The organism is Staphylococcus sp. LKG3-1, assembly GCF_048568385.1.
GTDB lineage: Bacteria > Bacillota > Bacilli > Staphylococcales > Staphylococcaceae > Staphylococcus > Staphylococcus saprophyticus.
In genome coordinates, this window is record NZ_CP183796.1 from 123,071 (window position 1) to 142,371 (window position 19,301).

At 32.3% G+C, this 19,301-nt stretch carries 19 protein-coding genes; 11 read left to right on the forward strand and 8 right to left on the reverse strand.

The window, feature by feature from the left end; all coding sequences use genetic code 11:
* Nucleotides 1-296: 296 nt before the first annotated feature.
* The 4 genes from ACM595_RS00650 (at nucleotide 297) to ACM595_RS00665 (ending at nucleotide 2,246) form a co-directional block, all read left to right on the forward strand.
* The gene (locus tag ACM595_RS00650; RefSeq protein ID WP_174605002.1) at nucleotides 297-608 is read left to right on the forward strand and encodes a DUF3467 domain-containing protein; all 312 of its coding nucleotides are present in this window, start codon (nucleotides 297-299) and stop codon (nucleotides 606-608) included.
* Nucleotides 595-990, forward strand: coding sequence for a hypothetical protein (locus ACM595_RS00655; RefSeq protein WP_239466229.1), 396 nt, complete (start codon nucleotides 595-597; stop codon nucleotides 988-990). The genes ACM595_RS00650 and ACM595_RS00655 overlap by 14 nt, the downstream gene beginning before the upstream one ends.
* Nucleotides 991-1,089: 99 nt before the next feature.
* A complete protein-coding gene (locus ACM595_RS00660; protein WP_419744413.1) occupies nucleotides 1,090-1,500 on the forward strand; it encodes a YolD-like family protein in 411 nt (136 codons plus the stop codon).
* A gap of 317 nt (nucleotides 1,501-1,817) precedes the next feature.
* Nucleotides 1,818-2,246, forward strand: coding sequence for an organic hydroperoxide resistance protein (locus ACM595_RS00665; protein ID WP_002483731.1), 429 nt, complete (start codon nucleotides 1,818-1,820; stop codon nucleotides 2,244-2,246).
* Nucleotides 2,247-2,332: 86 nt separating this feature from the next.
* Here ACM595_RS00665 and ACM595_RS00670 read toward each other — a convergent pair whose 3' ends face one another.
* A complete protein-coding gene (locus ACM595_RS00670; protein WP_011303463.1) occupies nucleotides 2,333-2,422 on the reverse strand; it encodes an SAR1012 family small protein in 90 nt (29 codons plus the stop codon).
* Between the two features lie 120 nt (nucleotides 2,423-2,542).
* Nucleotides 2,543-2,755 (reverse strand): TM2 domain-containing protein, encoded by a 213-nt coding sequence (locus ACM595_RS00675; protein ID WP_011303462.1) that lies wholly within the window; start codon nucleotides 2,753-2,755, stop codon nucleotides 2,543-2,545.
* 177 nt (nucleotides 2,756-2,932) lie between these two features.
* On the opposite strand from ACM595_RS00675, the gene ACM595_RS00680 reads away from it, so the two are divergent.
* Complete coding sequence (locus tag ACM595_RS00680) at nucleotides 2,933-3,490, forward strand: GNAT family N-acetyltransferase (RefSeq protein WP_002483730.1); 558 nt, start codon at nucleotides 2,933-2,935, stop codon at nucleotides 3,488-3,490.
* A 110-nt stretch (nucleotides 3,491-3,600) separates the two neighbouring features.
* Here ACM595_RS00680 and ACM595_RS00685 read toward each other — a convergent pair whose 3' ends face one another.
* Nucleotides 3,601-4,539 carry a 1,4-dihydroxy-2-naphthoate polyprenyltransferase gene (locus tag ACM595_RS00685; RefSeq protein ID WP_041079016.1) on the reverse strand — a complete coding sequence of 313 codons (939 nt, stop codon included), beginning with the start codon at nucleotides 4,537-4,539 and terminating at the stop codon, nucleotides 3,601-3,603.
* 188 nt (nucleotides 4,540-4,727) lie between these two features.
* Here ACM595_RS00685 and ACM595_RS00690 point away from each other — a divergent pair, with 188 nt between their 5' ends.
* The 5 genes from ACM595_RS00690 to ACM595_RS00710 all read left to right on the forward strand — a co-directional run bounded on the left by ACM595_RS00690 (nucleotide 4,728) and on the right by ACM595_RS00710 (nucleotide 10,249).
* Entirely contained in the window at nucleotides 4,728-6,080 is a 1,353-nt protein-coding gene (locus ACM595_RS00690; RefSeq protein ID WP_069821856.1) for an isochorismate synthase, read from the forward strand.
* Nucleotides 6,073-7,755: a 2-succinyl-5-enolpyruvyl-6-hydroxy-3-cyclohexene-1-carboxylic-acid synthase gene (menD, locus tag ACM595_RS00695; RefSeq protein WP_126424498.1), complete on the forward strand. Its 1,683-nt coding sequence runs from the start codon at nucleotides 6,073-6,075 to the stop codon at nucleotides 7,753-7,755. Before ACM595_RS00690 ends, menD begins: the two co-directional genes overlap by 8 nt.
* On the forward strand, nucleotides 7,742-8,548 hold the full coding sequence (gene menH / locus ACM595_RS00700) for a 2-succinyl-6-hydroxy-2,4-cyclohexadiene-1-carboxylate synthase (RefSeq protein WP_115338605.1): 807 nt from the start codon (nucleotides 7,742-7,744) through the stop codon (nucleotides 8,546-8,548). The genes menD and menH overlap by 14 nt, the downstream gene beginning before the upstream one ends.
* Nucleotides 8,541-9,359: a 1,4-dihydroxy-2-naphthoyl-CoA synthase gene (menB, locus tag ACM595_RS00705; RefSeq protein WP_002483725.1), complete on the forward strand. Its 819-nt coding sequence runs from the start codon at nucleotides 8,541-8,543 to the stop codon at nucleotides 9,357-9,359. The genes menH and menB overlap by 8 nt, the downstream gene beginning before the upstream one ends.
* Before the next feature lie 437 nt (nucleotides 9,360-9,796).
* Nucleotides 9,797-10,249 carry a MarR family winged helix-turn-helix transcriptional regulator gene (locus ACM595_RS00710; protein WP_041079024.1) on the forward strand — a complete coding sequence of 151 codons (453 nt, stop codon included), beginning with the start codon at nucleotides 9,797-9,799 and terminating at the stop codon, nucleotides 10,247-10,249.
* Nucleotides 10,250-10,343: 94 nt separating this feature from the next.
* On the opposite strand, the gene ACM595_RS00715 is transcribed toward ACM595_RS00710, so the two are convergent.
* Both ACM595_RS00715 and ACM595_RS00720 read right to left on the reverse strand, forming a co-directional pair.
* Nucleotides 10,344-11,504, reverse strand: a complete 1,161-nt coding sequence (locus ACM595_RS00715; protein ID WP_041079026.1) for an aminotransferase class I/II-fold pyridoxal phosphate-dependent enzyme — start codon at nucleotides 11,502-11,504, stop codon at nucleotides 10,344-10,346.
* Between the two features lie 243 nt (nucleotides 11,505-11,747).
* Nucleotides 11,748-12,752: an acyltransferase family protein gene (locus ACM595_RS00720; protein WP_075339736.1), complete on the reverse strand. Its 1,005-nt coding sequence runs from the start codon at nucleotides 12,750-12,752 to the stop codon at nucleotides 11,748-11,750.
* A 200-nt stretch (nucleotides 12,753-12,952) separates the two neighbouring features.
* Between ACM595_RS00720 and ACM595_RS00725 the strand changes: the two genes are divergently transcribed.
* Entirely contained in the window at nucleotides 12,953-13,378 is a 426-nt protein-coding gene (locus ACM595_RS00725; protein ID WP_002483721.1) for a MarR family transcriptional regulator, read from the forward strand.
* Between the two features lie 193 nt (nucleotides 13,379-13,571).
* Here the strand turns inward: ACM595_RS00725 and ACM595_RS00730 are convergent, their stop codons facing one another.
* The 3 genes from ACM595_RS00730 to ACM595_RS00740 all read right to left on the reverse strand — a co-directional run bounded on the left by ACM595_RS00730 (nucleotide 13,572) and on the right by ACM595_RS00740 (nucleotide 19,300).
* Nucleotides 13,572-18,095 carry a GW dipeptide domain-containing protein gene (locus ACM595_RS00730; protein WP_419744414.1) on the reverse strand — a complete coding sequence of 1,508 codons (4,524 nt, stop codon included), beginning with the start codon at nucleotides 18,093-18,095 and terminating at the stop codon, nucleotides 13,572-13,574.
* A 234-nt stretch (nucleotides 18,096-18,329) separates the two neighbouring features.
* Nucleotides 18,330-18,752: a GNAT family N-acetyltransferase gene (locus ACM595_RS00735; protein WP_069821859.1), complete on the reverse strand. Its 423-nt coding sequence runs from the start codon at nucleotides 18,750-18,752 to the stop codon at nucleotides 18,330-18,332.
* 77 nt (nucleotides 18,753-18,829) lie between these two features.
* Nucleotides 18,830-19,300, reverse strand: a complete 471-nt coding sequence (locus ACM595_RS00740; protein WP_011303451.1) for a DUF2538 family protein — start codon at nucleotides 19,298-19,300, stop codon at nucleotides 18,830-18,832.
* Between the last annotated feature and the right edge of the window lies 1 nt (nucleotide 19,301).

The following is a 19,301-nucleotide window of genomic DNA, read 5'->3' on the forward strand; positions in this document are numbered from 1 at the left end:
AAATGGTCTCCTCCACGAGATTATATTACAGGGTAGGCACTTATGTGCTTGCCCTATTTTTTTATGTTATAGTTTACAATTAATATTCAATGTCGTACTATTATCTAGTGCACCTTAGGGTGTTGCTAGATAGAGTAGGTCTAATACATGCCCTAGGGTGTGCATCCAGACAAACTCTCTAAGACCACCCTAAACAAGGGTGGTTATTTTTTTTGTTCGCTTTTATGTTCTGTCTATACCTTTTTTAATAATTTATGTATTATATATTTAATTATGTTAAAAAGGGGAATAAAGAAATGGAAAATAATGAAAATTACGAAGTAGAATTTGACCAGAGCGATAATTATATTTATGGAGAAAATCATGAAATGTTTTATGCTAATTCGTTAGATGTTCAGACAAGTATTACAGATTTTATGGTAAACTTTAAACAAAGTACTCCAAATGGTTTTTTAGAAAATAAAAAAGTTATAATGAATCCAAGTTTAGCAAAACAATTAAAAAAGGCTTTGGGACAAGCAATTGATCAACACGAAAAAATGCATGGAGAAATAAAAGATATAGATTCTCTTCAAATTGAAATGAGCAATTATTATGACGAAGCCTAAAAATATCTATGAGATTAACTCTCATCCTAAATATAAGAAGTATGGTGGTGATTCCACTAGAACTTATACGAGTACTAGTGGCACTGGAACATTAGGTTTTCAAGAAGTGGAGGTTGGTGAAATGAGTATGGATTATATTACTAGACCAGAATTTGAACAACATGAAAAGTATATGGAAAAAAGATTTGATAATGTTGATGATAAGATAGATAACGTAAAAGAAGTATTATCCGGAGAGATTCAGAAAGCCGTTTTAATTTTAGAAAAAAATATAAACGAGAAAAAAGTTACAACTGGAAGATTTTGGTTAGGTATTACAATACCATCCGTAATTAGTATTATCTCAATAATAGTTTCTATAGTTTTAGCGCTATATAACTAACACTCACCAACTGGTGGGTGTTTTTTTATGGCCATTTATATGTAATATACATCTTTACACATACGAACAAGTGTTCTATTATATTCATGAGGTGATAATATGAAAGTAGTAAATCCAGACGCACCAGATGAATATAAATATGAAACTGATTACCGTAATATACCTAGAGAATATCTTAATCCTAAAATTCCACAAGGTAGAGGAATCGTTAAGTGGCAAGCATTTAAGACAATGCCCGAACAATATGAGCAACTAGAACAATACATACAAGACCAAAATAAAATTGAAAAACCGATATTAGACGACGATCAGTTGAATGAATTAAATAACAAATTAATTTTCAAAATGTACAACGACCCATCTATTGAATTGCGTTACTTCGAAAATGGATATATTAAAACGAAAGTAGGTTACATTCATAAAGTAGATGTTCATACAAAAACACTACATATGTATGAAGATACTGGAATGAGTGTGTTGAATTTAAAAGATATTGTGGAGATAAAATAATCCCACCTAAATGAATAGGTGGGTTGTTTTTAAAGCGGACAACTAACGGACAATAAAAACGCGTGAATACTATTCTTGTAGCATTTCCGTAATCCCTCCGTTTCCGTAATATAAAACTTTGTTTTAAACACCGTAATCCTTTTTGGGATTGCGGTGTTTTTTTGTGCGTTTAAAGTAAGTGAATTAAGTAGTTTTTGTAATTCTATAAAATAGCTCAAATCATATTTTTGTTAATCACAAAAAAATAATGTTATATTATTAATGAATTAATGTTTATTGTATAAAAAAATAATATAATTTTAAAAGGAGATTTTAAGATGGTCAAACCTTTATATGAAACAAAAGTGATTAGCAATGGTGGAAGAGATGGTAAAGTATTTAGTGAAGATAATACATTTTATCAGGATTTAGCAGTGCCGAAAGAGATGGGTGGTAATGGCGTAACAGAATCTAATCCCGAGCAGCTATTTGCAGCAGGTTACAGTGCATGTTTTAACAATGCACTTATGCATATTTTAAAAAGCGATAGTAAAGGCACGATTGAACCAGAAGTAAGTGTGACAGCTTATTTATTACCAGACAAGAATGACGGTGGTGTTAAATTAGCTGCAGAATTAGATGTAACGTTAACTGATATGACTCAGGAAGAAGCAGAAACTTATGTTGAAAAAGCGCATAACTATTGTCCGTATTCTAAGGCTTTAAAAGAATCAATCGATATTGAAATTCAAGTCAGTGTCAACTAAATTAACGAAGATAGAAAAAGCTTATAACCCTTAAAGTACAAGGCGTTATAAGCTTTTTTGATTTATACAATTTGCGATTAGCTTTATTATTTATTTTTACTTATTAAATTTCTAATTGCTTTAACAATATAACCTACAGCTAAAGCTCTGAATACACGTTGAATAATATTTTTCATCCTAAGACCTCCCAAAATACAATTGAAATGTTTTAATTTGCGTTATTTTTCTATTTACCCAATTTTAAGACAAAATATAGATGATTTTGCAAATTCATAAATTTTATAAGAGGTTAAAGTCTATTTCTCGAGGATAATCAATCCATCTTCATCAGCTTTGTTGAAAAATATTGTTAACAATCCACTAATAATCGCAATGATATAGGGGATACCAGTCCAAAAGAAAATAAGGTGAAGTATTCCTTGTAAAAGCTGATTTGAATAAAATTTGTGTATACCACACCAGCCTAAAATAAACGCAAGTACGACGTAAATGACTTTATTTACTTTCATTATTCCATATCCTTTCATAAATTATAGTTAATACGGTAATTATCTCTTATCTTTTACGATACAACAATTGAAAACAATTGATTTAAAAGAGAAAAATTAAATAGTATTAACTTCGAAATTTTAGATTTTATCATTTATAATTAAAATAAATAATTAACGAAGCTGAGGAGATTATATATGATTAGAAAAGCAAATCCAAACGATATTCAAAAAATTGCAGAATTGTGTTACATCATTTGGCAAGAACTAGAAGTTGATATGGTAAAAGGTATTGAAAAGGAACGTTTACTGAAAGTAATGGAGCAAAGTATGATTGAGGTACCTTACAGAGGTCATTATAGCAATACATGGATATATGAAATAGATGGAGAGGTAGCAGGGTGCTTAATTGCATATCCTGGCAATAAGGAATTAGAAATGGAACGTGCGTGGCTAGATATGACGTTAGACGATGATATTAGAGCATACGGGTCGCCGATGCCGATGAAAGAGGCTAATGATGATGAATGGTATATAGAGACAGTCGCAACATTTCCACAATATCGTGGAAGAGGTGTTGCCACACAGTTAGTTAAACATGTGCTAAATGCATATAAAGATGAAAAATGGAGTTTAAATTGTGATGTAACTAATGAAGGCGCATTAAGTGTGTATAAAAAGTTGGGATTTGAAGCGAATAGTAAATTTGATCTATATGGTCATATACATTATCACATGGTTTATAAAGCGAATTAAAAAAGCCGAGACATGAATATATGTCTCGACTTAATTCAGCTTATTTACAGTGGTTAACAGGGACGAAAATGTATACGTCCGAGTCATGGTAATGTGACACTAGCACGTTCTTAAATACCACCAAGTAATGCGCTAATATAAATACCTAATGCATATAGTAAACCAAAGAATGTATTGGTTTTACCTGTCGCTGCCATCGCTGGCATCATTGTTTGAGGTGTATCGTTTTTCTTGAATCTACGCACGGCTTTAATTGGCATTGGGAATGAAAGCAATGCTAATAAAAAGAAGATTGAACCACCAGGGATAAAGAAAGTGATATAAATAACAAGTACATAGGCAATAATATACATGAGACCTAAGAAGCGTACTGAATTATTTTTGCCTAATAAGATTGGTAGTGTCTTTCGACCACTTTCTTTATCTTTAACACGATCTCGAATATTGTTGGCCATATTGATAAGACCAATAGTGATTACAATTGGAATGCTTATCCAAACAACAAGGCTTTGTAAATTGCCAGTTTGAATAAAGAATGCAATTAATATAATGATCATACCCATAAACACGCCAGAAAACAGTTCGCCGAATGGTGTCCATGAGATTGGTAAAGGACCACCAGTATACAAATAACCAACTGACATACAAACTAGACCAATTGGCAGTAACCAGAATGAGCTTTGTATTGCAATGAAAATACCTAATAACGCGGCTATAATATAGAATGCAATGGCTAAATTCATTACTAATTTGGGACTCATACCATTTCGAACAATGGCGCCTCCGATACCAACTGAAGTATGATCATCTAAGCCTTTTTTGAAATCATAGTATTCGTTGAACATGTTCGTTGCAGCTTGTATTAATAGACAGGCAATTAACATAGCTAATAAGAGACTTAGTTTTAAATGATCTTCACTCCCCAGTAAGAAGAGCTTAGCTGAAGCAGTACCAACGAGTACAGGTACGACAGCAGCAGTCAATGTATGTGGTCTCATTAACTGCCAGTACTTTTTGACAGTTGAATATTGTTGATATTGAGATGACATAATGATTTACCTCGAATTCTTTAAATTTATGATATTTTTTATCTAATATATTTTAATAGAATAAGGTGTAAAGGTCAAATTACGTAAAAATTTGTAGTAACGAAATAAGCTAGAAACCATACACACATTGTGAAAAGTGGTACAATATTATAATGAGTGTAAACTGATAAATGAAAGAAGTGAAATAGATGACATTAGACCTCAGGGAAAGTGAAATTGTCGAAGCGGTATACGAAAGTAATCATACTTGGGTTTCAGTAGAAGCAAAAATAGACTATGAATTAGATCCTACAGTGTTATTCCATTTGACTGAAGAAAATGCTGGAGACCGTTTTTATTACAAGAAAAATGACAACAAAACTTCATTCTTTGGCTATCATGCTATTACTAGATTTAAAAATGATTTTGAAAATAAACAATCTATTTTTCGAGAATGGCAAAAATACAAAAGTGATATTGAATTAATACATCCGAGCTCCGATAAACATCATCTGAAGATTTGCGGAGGTTTCCAATTCTCAATGCATAAATCTGGTGATGAGTGGCGAGAATTTGGTATTAATCATTTTATACTACCAGAAGTATTAATAACTATGGAAAATGGTGTTTCTTATATTACTTATACTGTAAAAGCAGAACAATTTGAAATTGAACAATTTAAAGCGTTGATTGTACATTTAACTCAAAATACAATAGATTCTGAGTCTGAAATTGGTAATATTAAACGCATTGAAGATATATATAAAGATGAATGGCGTGATTTAGTTAAGGATACAATTGATGTATTAGATGAACATAAAAAAATTGTATTAGCGAGAAAACGTTTGGTTATGTTTGATAAAAATATCAATATACCGTATATCTTACAAAAAGCATCACAAGGTGAACATAATAGTTACTTATTTGTCTTAGAGTCACAGGATAGTATATTCTTCTCGCAAACACCGGAACAATTAATGGAAGTTAACAATGGTATATTATCTACCAAGGCTGTTGCTGGAACAATCAAACGTACACATCAAGATGAAGTAGATAAAGAAAATATACAGGCTTTCTTAAATGATGATAAAAATTTAAACGAACATCGTTTCGTAGTAGAAAGTATATTAAACGATATAGCACCTTATGTTAGAGATATTACTTTTAACGAAACACCGCAGATATTAACCAATGATCATTTATATCACCTATATACAAAAATTAAGGGTCAATTAGAAAATGATTCATATATTGGATTGTTAGACAATTTACATCCAACACCAGCGCTTGGAGGCTATCCAAAAGCTGAAGCAATTGAATACATTGAACAAAATGAATTCGGTACGCGTGGATTATATGGTGCACCTGTTGGATATATAGATATGAATGATGATTGCGAGTTTATTGTAGCAATTAGATCCATGCTAATTAAGAAAAACCAGGCCACATTATTTGCTGGTTGTGGCATTGTGAAAAATTCTGATGCGGATAGTGAAGTCGAAGAAACTGCAGTTAAATTTAACCCTATGATGAAAGCTTTAGGAGTCGAGGAATATGAATAATCATACAGATGCATTAACAAAGCAGGTCTTTACAATTGTTTCTGAATTATATGCTTATGGCATTAGAGAAGTAGTTATAAGTCCTGGATCGCGTTCTACACCACTAGCAATTGCTATAGAAGCGCATCCCAAATTGAAATCGTGGATTCATCCAGATGAAAGAAGTGCAGCCTTTTTTGCAATGGGTTTGACGAAAGGTAGTGAAAAACCAGTCGCTATCCTTTGTACATCAGGAAGTGCAGCTGCTAACTATACACCTGCGATTTCCGAAAGCAGTTTGAGTCACTTACCATTAGTTGTACTTACAAGTGATCGACCTCATGAATTAAGAGGCATTGGTGCACCTCAGGCAATAAATCAAACGAATATGTTTGCTAATTATGTGCAGTATCAGTTTGATTTTCCAATTGCTGAAAAGAATGATAATGAAGATATAATGGCGAATACAATTAAATTCCAATTGCAAAAAGCGAGTCAATTTCTTTATGGCCCACATCGAGGACCCATACATCTTAATTTACCTTTTAGAGAACCATTAACACCAAATACTGAAAAAGTAGAATGGTTAACTTCAGATACAAAGATATTGCCACACTATCAAAAAACAACGAGTTTAAATGAAATTAGTGCAATGATGAAAAAAAGAAAAGGTTTAATCATTGTTGGTGATATGCAACATCAAGATGTGGATCAAATTCTTACATTTTCAACAATCCATGATATGCCAATTTTAGCTGATCCATTGAGTCAATTAAGACGTGAACACCATCCGAATGTGGTTACGACTTATGATCTATTGTTGAGATCAGGTTTAGAATTAGAGGCTGATTTTGTCATTCGTGTTGGTAAACCTGTAATTTCGAAAAAATTAAATCAATGGTTAAAAGTAACAGAAGCATTCCAAATATTAGTACAAAATAATGATCGTCCGGATGCATTTCCGATCACCCCACACGTATCATATGAAATGTCTGCTAATGATTTCTTTAGACAATTATCAGAGATGCCAACAGTTGAGCGTAAGCAATGGTTAGAGAAATGGCAAACAGTGGAAAAACATGCAATAGTAGAAATCAAAGATCATTTAAGAACTGCTACAGATGAAGCTGCTTATGTGGGTAATGTATTAGATAAATTAACCAAGGATGATGCTATGTTTGTGAGCAATAGTATGCCAATTCGTGATGTTGATAATCTATTTATTGATTGTGAGGCAGAAGTATTCGCGAATCGTGGTGCGAACGGTATAGATGGTGTCACATCTACGGCGTTAGGTATGGCCGTGCATAAAAAGATTACATTGTTGATTGGAGATTTAGCATTTTACCATGATATGAATGGCTTATTAATGTCTAAATTGAATGATATACAACTCAATATCGTCTTACTTAATAATGATGGTGGCGGTATCTTTTCATATTTACCTCAAAAAAATGAGGCAGATGCATATTTTGAAAGATTGTTCGGTACACCAACTGGATTGAATTTTGAACATACGGCGTTATTATATGATTTTGCATTTGATCGATTTGATACGATTGAAGCCTTTAAATATGCAGATTTATCGCAATTTGGTTCACATATTTACGAAATCATGACACATCGAGAAAATAACAAACAGCAACATCTTAAACTCTATAAAAAGTTGAGTGATATTATCGATGTTACATTATAAATTTCATCAATCAACCGTCCCAACAGACAAATTGTTAGTCATGTTGCATGGCTTTATTAGTGATCAACAGACATTTGATCAACATATTTATAGTCTAAATAAAAATATAAATATTTTAACTATTGATTTACCAGGTCATGGTGCAGATCAGTCTGATTTAGAGCATAAATGGGATTTTCCTTTTATTAGTCATGAGTTAGATCAAACGTTGCGATTATTTACAAATTATCAAATTTACTTACATGGTTATTCCATGGGTGGTAGAATTGGACTTTACTATGCTTTATATGGTCAAGCGCAATTAACAGGGCTTATACTAGAAAGTACATCTCCTGGAATTGAAAACATTGATGAGCGACAAGAAAGACAGCTAGTTGATCAAGCAAGAGCAAAAGTGCTTGAAATAGCTGGCTTAGAGGTGTTTGTGAATGATTGGGAAAAATTACCATTGTTTTATACGCAGTATGAGTTAGATAAATCAACAAGAAACGCAATTCGTGATATGAGATTACGTCAAAATCCAATGCGTTTAGCCAAAGCTTTGCGTGATTATGGAACTGGACAAATGCCGAACTTATGGCCACAATTAAATCAAATTCAAATACCAACGTGTATCATAGCAGGTGAATTAGATGGTAAGTTCTGTAAAATAGCTAAAAATATCATTTCAGTTATGCCAAATTTTGAAATGCATGTTGTTGCTAATAGTGGACATACAATTCATGTGGAAGAAATGGCAGAATTTGATAGAATAGTAATAGGTTTTATTAATAAGGAGGAGCAAAATGACTAGACAGTGGGAAACAATTAGAGAATATAAAGAAATTAAATATGAATTATATGATGGTATTGCAAAAGTTACAATTAATCGTCCTGAAGTACGTAATGCATTCACACCAAATACGGTACAAGAAATGATTGATGCATTTACAAGAGCACGTGACGACCAACGTATTTCTGTCATTATTTTGACAGGTGAAGGAGATAAAGCGTTTTGTTCTGGCGGAGACCAAAAAGTCCGTGGCCATGGTGGTTATGTAGGCGATGATCAAATTCCACGTTTAAACGTTTTAGATTTACAAAGACTTATTCGTGTAATCCCTAAACCTGTAGTTGCAATGGTTAGAGGTTATGCTATCGGTGGCGGTAACGTATTGAACGTTGTATGTGATTTAACAATTGCTGCTGATAATGCTATTTTTGGCCAAACAGGACCTAAAGTAGGTTCGTTTGATGCTGGCTATGGTTCAGGTTATTTAGCTCGTATCGTAGGACATAAAAAAGCACGTGAAATTTGGTACTTATGTCGTCAATATAATGCTCAGGAAGCATTGGACATGGGCTTAGTCAATACGGTTGTTCCTTTAGATCAAGTTGAAGATGAAACAGTACAATGGTGTCAAGAAATGAAACAACATTCTCCTACAGCATTAAGATTCTTAAAAGCAGCTATGAATGCTGATACGGATGGATTAGCTGGTTTACAACAAATGGCAGGAGACGCTACTTTACTTTATTACACAACGGATGAAGCTAAAGAAGGTAGAGATGCGTTTAAAGAAAAACGTGATCCTGATTTTGATCAATTCCCTAAATTCCCATAAAAATTTAGGATGTGAAAGTAGTGTATAAGGATTACTTGAGCTAACCTCATGCATAAGAACTACTAATTCACATAAAATGTGAAAGTAGTTCTAAGTTGTACTTTATATCTACTGGTAATTAAGAAAAGAGTCTGGACATTTTGACATGTGCCAGGCTCTTTTTTATTAATTTTAGAATATCAATTGTATTTAATAATTAATAATAATATTAATATTCAAGCGTACTAATATTGATAGATTATGATTTGTTATTGTGAGATAGTTAAAAATTTTAGAATGTAAATTCAAAATATTTACCTTAATTTTTTAGTGTTTCTTTTCAAAATAATAAATGGTGGTATACCTTTATATGTGAAAACTTTTTTACAATTAATTATTAAATTTGACTATTATTAAAACATCTATTAATATTATTATTAATAGATTGGGGGAGACAGATGACTTCAAACGATTATGATCAAATGAGAAAAGAAATGTGCTATTTATTTTATATTACTAGCAAAGAAGTAGTAAATAGATTTAATAAGTATTTAAAGCAATTTGATATTAGCTTTCCGAATTATATTGTCTTACTTTATATTGAAAATGATAAACCTATATATATTAAAACCTTGTGTGATGAACTTTATTTAGATTCAGGTACAATCAGTCCAATTATTAAACGTTTAGAAAAAAAATCACTTATTGAGCGTATGAGAACGGAAGAAGATGAGCGCAGAGTGAAGGTTCGATTAACTGAAAAAGGATTAGAATTGAAAGATCATTTTCCAAAAATATCAGAGGATGTCATTCAACAGTTTAATATGAAGAGGGAAGATTCTCTTGCTTATCATGAAATTTTAAAAACGTTCGCTGAACAAAATATATATATAAATGATGAAGAAAGATAAATATAACAGGATTGAATAGCTGACGAGCAGCACTTGTTTATAAAAAAACCGAGTAAAAGTTATTAATAGACATAACTTTTACTCGGTTTTTATTTTAATTATATTTATTTTTAAGGTAATCTTCTAATCTTCTCATGGCTTCTTTTAAAGCATCAAGTTCGTATGCGTAAGATATACGAACATGCCCCTTTCCAATATCAGTAAAAGATGAACCAGGTACAATTGCAACATGAGCATTTTCCAGAACATCTACACAAAAGTCAAAATCGTTTTCTGTAAAGCGTTGAATACTTGGGAAAATATAAAAAGCACCTTCAGGTTTGGCATCGAGTTCAAAACCTAATGATTCAAGTTTTTGTATAAGGAAATTACGGCGTTCAATATATGCTTCGTTCATATATTGTGGTGCTTCAAGTCCTTCGTTCAATGCAGCGATACAAGCAATTTGTGCTGGTACATTTGCACAAATACAATTGTAGGCATGCATAAAAGTTAATTTTTCAATAAGATATTCTGGACCTATTAAGAATCCAATGCGAATACCTGTAGCAGAGTGAGATTTACTTAAACCACCAACTAATAATAATTGTTCTCTAATAGATGGGAATTCAGCGAATGATGTATGTTTGCCAGTAAAAGTGTTTTCAGCATATATCTCATCACTAATAACAAATATAGGCATATGCTTTAAAGTTTCAGTTAGTGCTTGAACCTCATTGTGGTTCAAAATGACGCCCGTTGGATTAGTAGGGTAGTTTAGTAATATGGCTTTGGTCTTCGCAGTTAAATGTGCCTCTATAGCTTCAGGTGTGACTTTATAATTCGTCTCTGTGGTATCAATATAAACCGGCACGCCACCTAATGTTTTGATAAGTGGAATATAGCCAGAATATACTGGACCTGGTATTAATATTTCATCACCTTCATCAATGATGCTTCTTAATGCAGTATCTAATGCTTCACTAGCACCGTTGGTAATAATAATTTCTTCGGAACTATATTTAAATCCATAACGTTGATGGAAATATTGGCTAACTGCATTTCTTGTTTCCTCTAGACCTTTATTATGTGAATAGCTTGTTTGATTTTCATTTATTGCCTGGATATAAGCAGATTTAACAACATCAGGCATTGGAAAATCTGGTTGACCAATTGTTAAATTAATACAGTCTTTTATACCGCTAATACGGCTTGAAAATTGACGAATACTTGGTGCACTTAAATGTTTTGAATTATTATTTAATGATAGTTTCATTGTATAAATCACCTCAAGATTTAAAAATACCAAATTTAATTTTATATGTAGAGTTAGAGCGAGAATCAAAGATAGCTTTGGCTTTTGATTCTCGCTCCACAAGCATGTCGATATAAAGTTATAATGGATAGCAAAAATTTATATCATGCTTATTTTTTAATGATACTTGCTATAAAGCGATTGCGTTAATTAATGGTTACGCATCATTACTTTAAATATATCATATCGCGTTTCACAGTACCTTTATTCTTTGAATTTAGAAGGGGATTGTAGATTAATAATTGGATTTGTCCATTTTGATACAAAACGTGTTGATAATGCATAGACAATAATCGTCGTAAAGAGCAGTAAATAGACATAAGTTAATATCGATACTGAATCTTTAAATGGATAAATACCGAATCCACGTATAACCCCGATGACTAAACCATGTAATAAATAAACATACATTGTTCTACGTCCAATATAAGTGTAAAACTTTTCTTTTTCTGGTATTAGATTTAAGAAAGAGAAAAGTGTTATTAAAATTATGAAATAAAGTAATAACCTTTTAATAGGACTGTATAAGTCTTGTTTACCTTCGAGTGACATATAGGGTGAGTCACCTAATAACCAATCTGCATTAATAGGATGATATGTATAAGTAACATAAAATACAATCAAAATGATGATAGAGATTGGAACAAGTTTTTTATTTTTTAAAGTTTGGATATGCTTATTCGTAAACAGATAACCTAAATAAAATATTGGAAAGAACATGATGGTTCTTGAAAAGCTTAGATAATTATCGATATTTGATGAATAACCCGCAAATAATGAGATAATTATGGCAATCGGTAAAACATAGTATGGTTTATAGTCCTTCACGATTACTAATATAACGTGGAAAAAGAATAATGTAAGTAAAAACCATAATGCAAATACTGGATCGAATGGATCAAATTTCACACTATCTTCTTTACCAGTTAAATAATAGTAAAAAGAGAAAAAGCCAAAGAAAACAACGTAAGGAATTAATAGTTTTTTAGAGACTTTTTCTAAATAACCAGCTTGGCCTGCTTTTTTTGCAAAATAACCAGAAATAAATAAAAAGCCCGGCATATGAAAGCTGTATATTGTTAAATACAATGAAGAAAGATGTTTACTGGCTTCTGTATATGGCTGTAATAAATGGCCAAACACAACAAGAAAGATTAACATTGCTCTAGCATTATCGAAAAAGTAATCTCTCTCTTTCAATTGTGACATTATTTTGCTCCTTTTATATATGCGATAAATTTTATATGCGCTACTTCTAATTTATTATAAAACATATGAGAAATGCAACAAAATAGTACAATTTGTCTTTTATCATTGTATATTAGGAAGAATACTATTATAATATTAGAAAATAAAATAGTGTATTTAACCTCTTAAGAATTTAATTTAAAGTAGTGGAGATGACCAACATGTATAAACAACTAGAACAATTAATTACACTGACGAGCAATGATCTTAATTTAGTAAGTAGACGATTTGGACAACGTACAGATTTAACTTCAGAGCAATTGGAGATGCTAAGAATTTTATATAATTATAAAAAGTTATCTCAATATGATTTAACAATGAAGATTAATAAAGAACAATCTATCGTATCACGTTGGATCAAGAAGTTATGTCAAATGGGTTATATCACGAGCAAACAATCCAATAAGGATATGAGATGCAAAGATTTAATGGTGACAGAGAAGTCAAAAGCTTTAGTCGAACAAATAAATGAAGTTAGGATAGCGCTAATCGAAGCACGATGTCAAAATTTAACAGCTAAAGATATTGAAAGCTTAAATCAGTTATTAAAAAAATTAAATGCACATCATACATATTTTATTAAATGAAATATAAAATAAACGAAGCGTAGGTGATATATAGCACTTTTTTGAAAAGTGATGTATTACCTACGCTTCGTTTAATATCTTTTGTTATTTATAAAGCATAAAGTGATTTTTACTTTTTAGTCATCAAATACCAAAAATTGGGATACAGGTAAAGCTGATAAACATTTAATAATGCCTCTAAAAAGTAGTGCGATTATTTATAAGTATCTACGTCAAAGTATTTACCTAATTTACCCATTGAATCATAAAACCCTTTAATACGTGTAGCATTATGTGCTGCCCATGCTACATCTGTTGCATATTGATGAACACCTGGATTTTCAGGGTTCCAACGCATTTTGTAAAGTGTGTTTTGACCTTGATTGATATATGAGCCAGCGATGAATTTAGCACCACCAACAATTGCTTTTTTAACAGTATTCCAACCATTATTTTTGGCTGTAGCGAAACCTTGTTTAACAGCATCGCTGTCAACAGCACCAATACCAAACATATTATAGTATTTATCTTTGCCATTAGTTACAACTTTACCGTTAACAACATCTCCGCCATTAGCTAGTTTAGATGTACCATTACCAGTTTCAAGTAGGGCATGTGAAATTAAATATACTTCATTGATATTATACGCTTTGGCAGCTTCGCTAAATGCTTCACCTTGGCCTTCTAAAATACCTTTACCAACTAATAGTTTATCCAAATCAGCTGAAGAAATATTTTGTGATTTATCTAAACGTAAGAATTGATATTTTTGAGTTGGATCTTTAATTAATTTGCTAGAATCCATAGCATTTTTAATTTCAGTTGCAGAAGCATCTTGCCATTTACCAGCTGTATGTTGAATTTGTGGTTTGAATTTCAATCCTTTTTGGATAGCAAATGCTTGATCAAGTGTAAGACCTGATTTGTAATATTTCACTAATTCTTTACGTAAGTCATCTTCTTTTACCCAAACGACTTTACCATTAGCTAATTTACCATGGTACCAAGTGACACCATTAATGACTTGTTTTTCAAATACAGTGAAAATACCTTCATAAAAGTCTTTCAATGAACCAGCAGCTTTTCCTGTTAATGGATCAATATAATAACTACCTTTTTGGTTATGAATGATGTAATCATATTTTATAGGTGTTACAGCTGATTTTGTAACGCTAGGTGTCTTCGTGGTACTATTTAAATCTTTTGCAGCAATCCAACCAGTTTTATTATTAACAATACCGTAGATATATTCATCTTTGTCAACGTAGACTGATTTTGATGCATTAAATTGATTGTTTTTTACATTTTTTAAAGTATCTAGTTGTTGTGATTTTGTACCCCAAGGGACAGCATAAAGACCATTATTTGTAGCTTTAACAGTATATTGACCATTTTTAGCCGTTGTCTTACTTAAGTTACGTGTATTGATATCTTTTGTATTAACCCAACCGATTGGTGTGTTTTGATTTGTATTTTGGATTAAGACATATGTGTTATTGCCTTGTGTACGTTGTTTAGTAACAGTAAATGTTTTACCTGAGAATTTAGATGCATCTTTACCTTTTGGATCATAAACTGTTGTTTTAATTCCAGAGTTAGTAGCATTTAATTGACCAATCTTACTTACAGTTTGTGTTTGAGTTGCTGCTGGTTTCTTAGCAGTCTCTTTAACTGTTATATCTCCAGTTTGCATCCAACCTAAATTAGTATTGGTTTTATTATCAGTAATTAAATAAAATGCATTGCTACCTAAAGTTGCTTTTTTACTTAATTTGTATGTTTGACCATTCACATATGATTTTTGTACACCTTGCTTATCATATACAGATGTATATACACCATGATTAGATTTAGCAACTGTACCTTGTTGATTAGTTAAATTAGATACAACTAACTTGGCAGTCGTAGACGGCTTGCTTGGCGTCGTAGGTGGTGCCGTTAATTTACTTAAGCTAACCCATCCAGTTAAATTATTTACAGTACCATAAATATAGTTTGTTTTACCAATTTGTTGTTGCTTAGTTGCTTTAAATGTTTGAGCTGATTTACCTGAAACAGAACCTGCTTTTTGACTACTTGTTCCCCAAGGAACTGTATAAATCACTTCTCCAGGATTAATTTTATAAGTTTTATTGATTTTTGCAGCGGCTTTAGCGGCGTTATAACTCACATCACCTTGATGTACCCAACCAATTAAAGTGCCTTTGTTATAGTCAGAAACTAAATAGTATTGTTCTTTACCTAAAGTAGCAGATTTAGTTACTTTAAGTGTTTGGTTTACGCGATCAGTCTTTTTACCTTTTTGGTCATAAACGGTTGTATATAAACCATCATTTTTTGAGTTGATACGGCCTACGCCATTATTTTCAGTAACTTTAACGGTACCTGATTTTGATGGGGTAGTTGTGCCTGTGTTTCCAGAACCAGTGCTACCACCAGTACCACCAGTACCACCTGTACTGCCAGAAGAAGTAGTACCCCATGCTGCTGCTTGACCAGTTTTAATTAAATATTTTTCATAAATTAAATCGTAAAGTTCATCATAGCTATAATTATGTGCTGCTAAGTAACCATGAGGGTCAGAGTGGTCAGAACCACCTAAATAATTGCTGACTGCTTGGTGAGTCCATACCGTACCAACACCATCATATTCAGCACTGTCTGGGACTAAACCATAATATTGTAGGTTAGTTGCTGCGTAGTCTGCATAATTATTTATTGAACGTGCAAAAGAGTCATAGTCATGCGTATGAACTAATTCAACATGTATAAAACGATCATTTGCTTGTGGACCGGCACCCCATGCTAAGTAGTCAGTATTTGCAGTTTCAATAATACGATCACCATCTACATATGCATGAACAAAAGCGCTCGTGTAATTATTCTTCATATAGTTAATCTCACCAGTGATAGTTGAATTATCATTAGCAGTATCATGCATTACAATACCTTCAGGTTTGCCATAACGGTAATTATATTGAGGTAAGTAATTTGCTATATCTTGTTCGTAATTTGGTGCTTTAAAATTATTTTTACGAATATAGTTATTAATTGATGAATTAACTTTTGGTGAATATTTAGGTAATGCCGCACGTGTTGTTGCTTCTTTAGTTACTGCAGAACGTGTTGCTACTGCAGTATTAGCACTAGTAGTAGCTACTCTAAGCTTAGGTGTTACTTTTGCACTAAATGTAGCTGGTTGTACTTTGTTTTCTGCTGTAGAAGCTTCTTTAGATGATGTAGATACTTTGGCATTATCTTGCTTGTCATTAGAAGCAACGTCATCTTCTTTAGAAGTTGCTTTGTCATCTTGAGTGGCAGATTCGTTTTGATCTTTCACATCATCAGAAGCGTTAGCGTCACTATGAGTGTCGCCTTGTTTATCACTAGAAGCAACGTCTTCATTAGAAGTTTCTGCTTTATCATTTTGAGTTTCAGATTCGTTTTGATCTTTCACATCATCAGAAGCGTTAGCGTCACTATGAGTGTCGTCTTGCTTAACATCAGAAGAAGCAACGTCATCTTCATTAGAAGATTCTGCTTTATCATTTTGAGTCTCAGATTCGTTTTGATCTTTTACATCATCAGAAGCGTTATCGTCACTTTGAGTGTCATCTTGTTTAAAGTCCGAAGAAGCAACGTCTTCATTAGAAGTTTCTGCTTTGTCATCTTGAGTCTCAGATTCGTTTTGATCTTTTACATCATCAGAAGCGTTATCGTCACTTTGAGTGTCATCTTGTTTAAAGTCCGAAGAAGCAACGTCTTCATTAGAAGTTTCTGCTTTGTCATCTTGAGTCTCAGATTCGTTTTGATCTTTTACATCATCAGAAGCGTTATCGTCACTTTGAGTGTCATCTTGTTTAAAGTCCGAAGAAGCAACGTCTTCATTAGAAGTTTCTGCTTTGTCATCTTGAGTTTCAGATTCATTTTGATCTGCTACATCAGAAGTGTTAGCGTCACTTTGAGTGCCGTCTTGCTTAACGTCAGAAGAAGCAACGTCTTCATTAGAAGTTTCTGCTTTATCATTTTGAGCAACAGATTCGTTTTGATCTGTTACGTCATCAGAAGCGTTATCGTCACTATGAGTGCCGTCTTGCTTAACGTCAGAAGAAGCAACGTCTTCATTAGAAGTTTCTGCTTTGTCATTTTGAGCAACAGGTTCATTTTGATTTGCTACATCAGACGAATTTTCATCTGTATTTGTTTCTTCAGCATTCGAACTCACATCATTAGATGTCTGTGATGCTTCATTAGTTGAATTTGTTTCTGATTGTATTGAGTCAGTGTTGTTTTCTTCATTCTCTTGGTTGTTATCTTCAACAGAAGTTTGCTCAGTATCTAAAGATTTCGTGTCATTATCTGATGAAACATCTTGTTGATCTTCTTGAACGTCTGTCTCCTGATTATATGTATCTTGATTTGATGTTTGTTCAGAAGTTTGATCATTCAACTCATCTAACTGTGCATCATAATTTGTATCTTCATTTGAAGATGCATCTTTTACTTGTGTAGGGTCTTGGTATGTTTGTGTACCTGAAATGTTAGTTGTTGGTTTGCTAATTTCAGATTTAATTTGTTCGCTTTGGTTAAGTGCTTTTTCATCATCCAATACATTTTTATTCGGAGTTTGATCTTGTGTATTACTTGCTGCTTGAGCATGATGAGTTGTCAAAGCTGTACCTGCTAATGTAAGTGCTACAATCGAAGGTACCTTATAAGTGTTCTTTTTCTTAGCCATTTAACTGCCCCTTTAACTATATATTTTTGTATCCTATTATAATACGACGAAAGACCTAGAGGCTGGTTTTTACTGTTTTGTAATATAAAATTAATCTAAAGCCAGTATTAAAAAATTATAAAGCTAATAGAAAAGCGTTATAACGCCTAATTTACATTATATTAAAATATTACACTTTCTGAAATATTACAAAATTTAAATGAAGAATAACTGTAATATTCGGATGAAAAATTTTTAAATTATTTTTGTCATAGCAATGTGTTCGATATTTTCTTCCATAAAGATATCACCAGTAGATTTATAACCAAGCGCTTCATAAAAGGGCTTGGCATGATATTGTGCATTTAACGCCAATTTATTATAACCTTGTTGTTTTGCAGATGTTTCAAGAAATTGCATAAGTAATTGACCATATCCTGATTTACGGTGCGTCGCTCTAACAGCTACACGTTCTATTTTTACACTATCATTTACAGGACGAAATCTTCCAGTAGCAAAAGGTATATGATTTGAATCATAACCAATGACATGAGTGGCAACGTCTTCAAATTGATCAATTTCATTTTCTAATGGAACACCTTGTTCTTTCACAAATACTTCTTTACGAATTTCTAATGCATCGTCCATCATTTTAGGTGTAGTCACAATATTAAACATATATTTACCTCTTTTCTCATTTTAGATATTAAAAATACCCTACCATAAAATAGATGGTAGGGTAGAGTTATTTGAATTTATTGTGCTTCTTTTCTTACGATTGCTGTATACTGCCAAAAAATACGCATTTGTGCAATATTCCAGTTATTCATTCCCATGGTAAAGCCAGAAGGTTTGAATAGGTTTACATCGGTTACTTCTAACGCTGCAGCAATCAAGTATTGGATAGGTACACTGATTTGCTTCATAGTATCAGTGATACCATTTTGATCATATACCCAAGTAAATGGTAACTCAGATTCAAAAACATCAACTTTTTCAAATATTTCTGGGAGTGCAACGATGTAACACGCACCATCAACTACAGGATTAAGGTCACTATCTTTATAGTAAATGCGTAAGGCCTCATAATTCTCACGATGTTCATGATTAACGTAGAAAAATTCATTTCTGAATAGCGCCATATCTTTGCTGTGAATCAATTGCTGCTCTAAAACATTAAACATGCCATTCACATGTGCTAGTTTTTCATAAGTTTTGCGTGACATA

What these genes read in the sequence shown, in the direction of transcription:
- menB (WP_002483725.1), top strand. Translation starts at nt 8,541, where the DNA reads ATGACTAGACAGTGGGAAACAATTAGAGAATATAAAGAAATTAAATAT.
- ACM595_RS00670 (WP_011303463.1), bottom strand. Translation starts at nt 2,422, where the DNA reads ATGAAAAATATTATTCAACGTGTATTCAGAGCTTTAGCTGTAGGTTAT.
- ACM595_RS00710 (WP_041079024.1), top strand. Translation starts at nt 9,797, where the DNA reads ATGACTTCAAACGATTATGATCAAATGAGAAAAGAAATGTGCTATTTA.
- ACM595_RS00680 (WP_002483730.1), top strand. Translation starts at nt 2,933, where the DNA reads ATGATTAGAAAAGCAAATCCAAACGATATTCAAAAAATTGCAGAATTG.
- menH (WP_115338605.1), top strand. Translation starts at nt 7,742, where the DNA reads ATGTTACATTATAAATTTCATCAATCAACCGTCCCAACAGACAAATTG.
- menD (WP_126424498.1), top strand. Translation starts at nt 6,073, where the DNA reads ATGAATAATCATACAGATGCATTAACAAAGCAGGTCTTTACAATTGTT.
- ACM595_RS00685 (WP_041079016.1), bottom strand. Translation starts at nt 4,539, where the DNA reads ATGTCATCTCAATATCAACAATATTCAACTGTCAAAAAGTACTGGCAG.
- ACM595_RS00725 (WP_002483721.1), top strand. Translation starts at nt 12,953, where the DNA reads ATGTATAAACAACTAGAACAATTAATTACACTGACGAGCAATGATCTT.
- ACM595_RS00690 (WP_069821856.1), top strand. Translation starts at nt 4,728, where the DNA reads ATGACATTAGACCTCAGGGAAAGTGAAATTGTCGAAGCGGTATACGAA.
- ACM595_RS00665 (WP_002483731.1), top strand. Translation starts at nt 1,818, where the DNA reads ATGGTCAAACCTTTATATGAAACAAAAGTGATTAGCAATGGTGGAAGA.
- ACM595_RS00715 (WP_041079026.1), bottom strand. Translation starts at nt 11,504, where the DNA reads ATGAAACTATCATTAAATAATAATTCAAAACATTTAAGTGCACCAAGT.
- ACM595_RS00650 (WP_174605002.1), top strand. Translation starts at nt 297, where the DNA reads ATGGAAAATAATGAAAATTACGAAGTAGAATTTGACCAGAGCGATAAT.
- ACM595_RS00730 (WP_419744414.1), bottom strand. Translation starts at nt 18,095, where the DNA reads ATGGCTAAGAAAAAGAACACTTATAAGGTACCTTCGATTGTAGCACTT.
- ACM595_RS00720 (WP_075339736.1), bottom strand. Translation starts at nt 12,752, where the DNA reads ATGTCACAATTGAAAGAGAGAGATTACTTTTTCGATAATGCTAGAGCA.
- ACM595_RS00740 (WP_011303451.1), bottom strand. Translation starts at nt 19,300, where the DNA reads ATGTCACGCAAAACTTATGAAAAACTAGCACATGTGAATGGCATGTTT.
- ACM595_RS00655 (WP_239466229.1), top strand. Translation starts at nt 595, where the DNA reads ATGACGAAGCCTAAAAATATCTATGAGATTAACTCTCATCCTAAATAT.
- ACM595_RS00660 (WP_419744413.1), top strand. Translation starts at nt 1,090, where the DNA reads ATGAAAGTAGTAAATCCAGACGCACCAGATGAATATAAATATGAAACT.
- ACM595_RS00675 (WP_011303462.1), bottom strand. Translation starts at nt 2,755, where the DNA reads ATGAAAGTAAATAAAGTCATTTACGTCGTACTTGCGTTTATTTTAGGC.
- ACM595_RS00735 (WP_069821859.1), bottom strand. Translation starts at nt 18,752, where the DNA reads ATGTTTAATATTGTGACTACACCTAAAATGATGGACGATGCATTAGAA.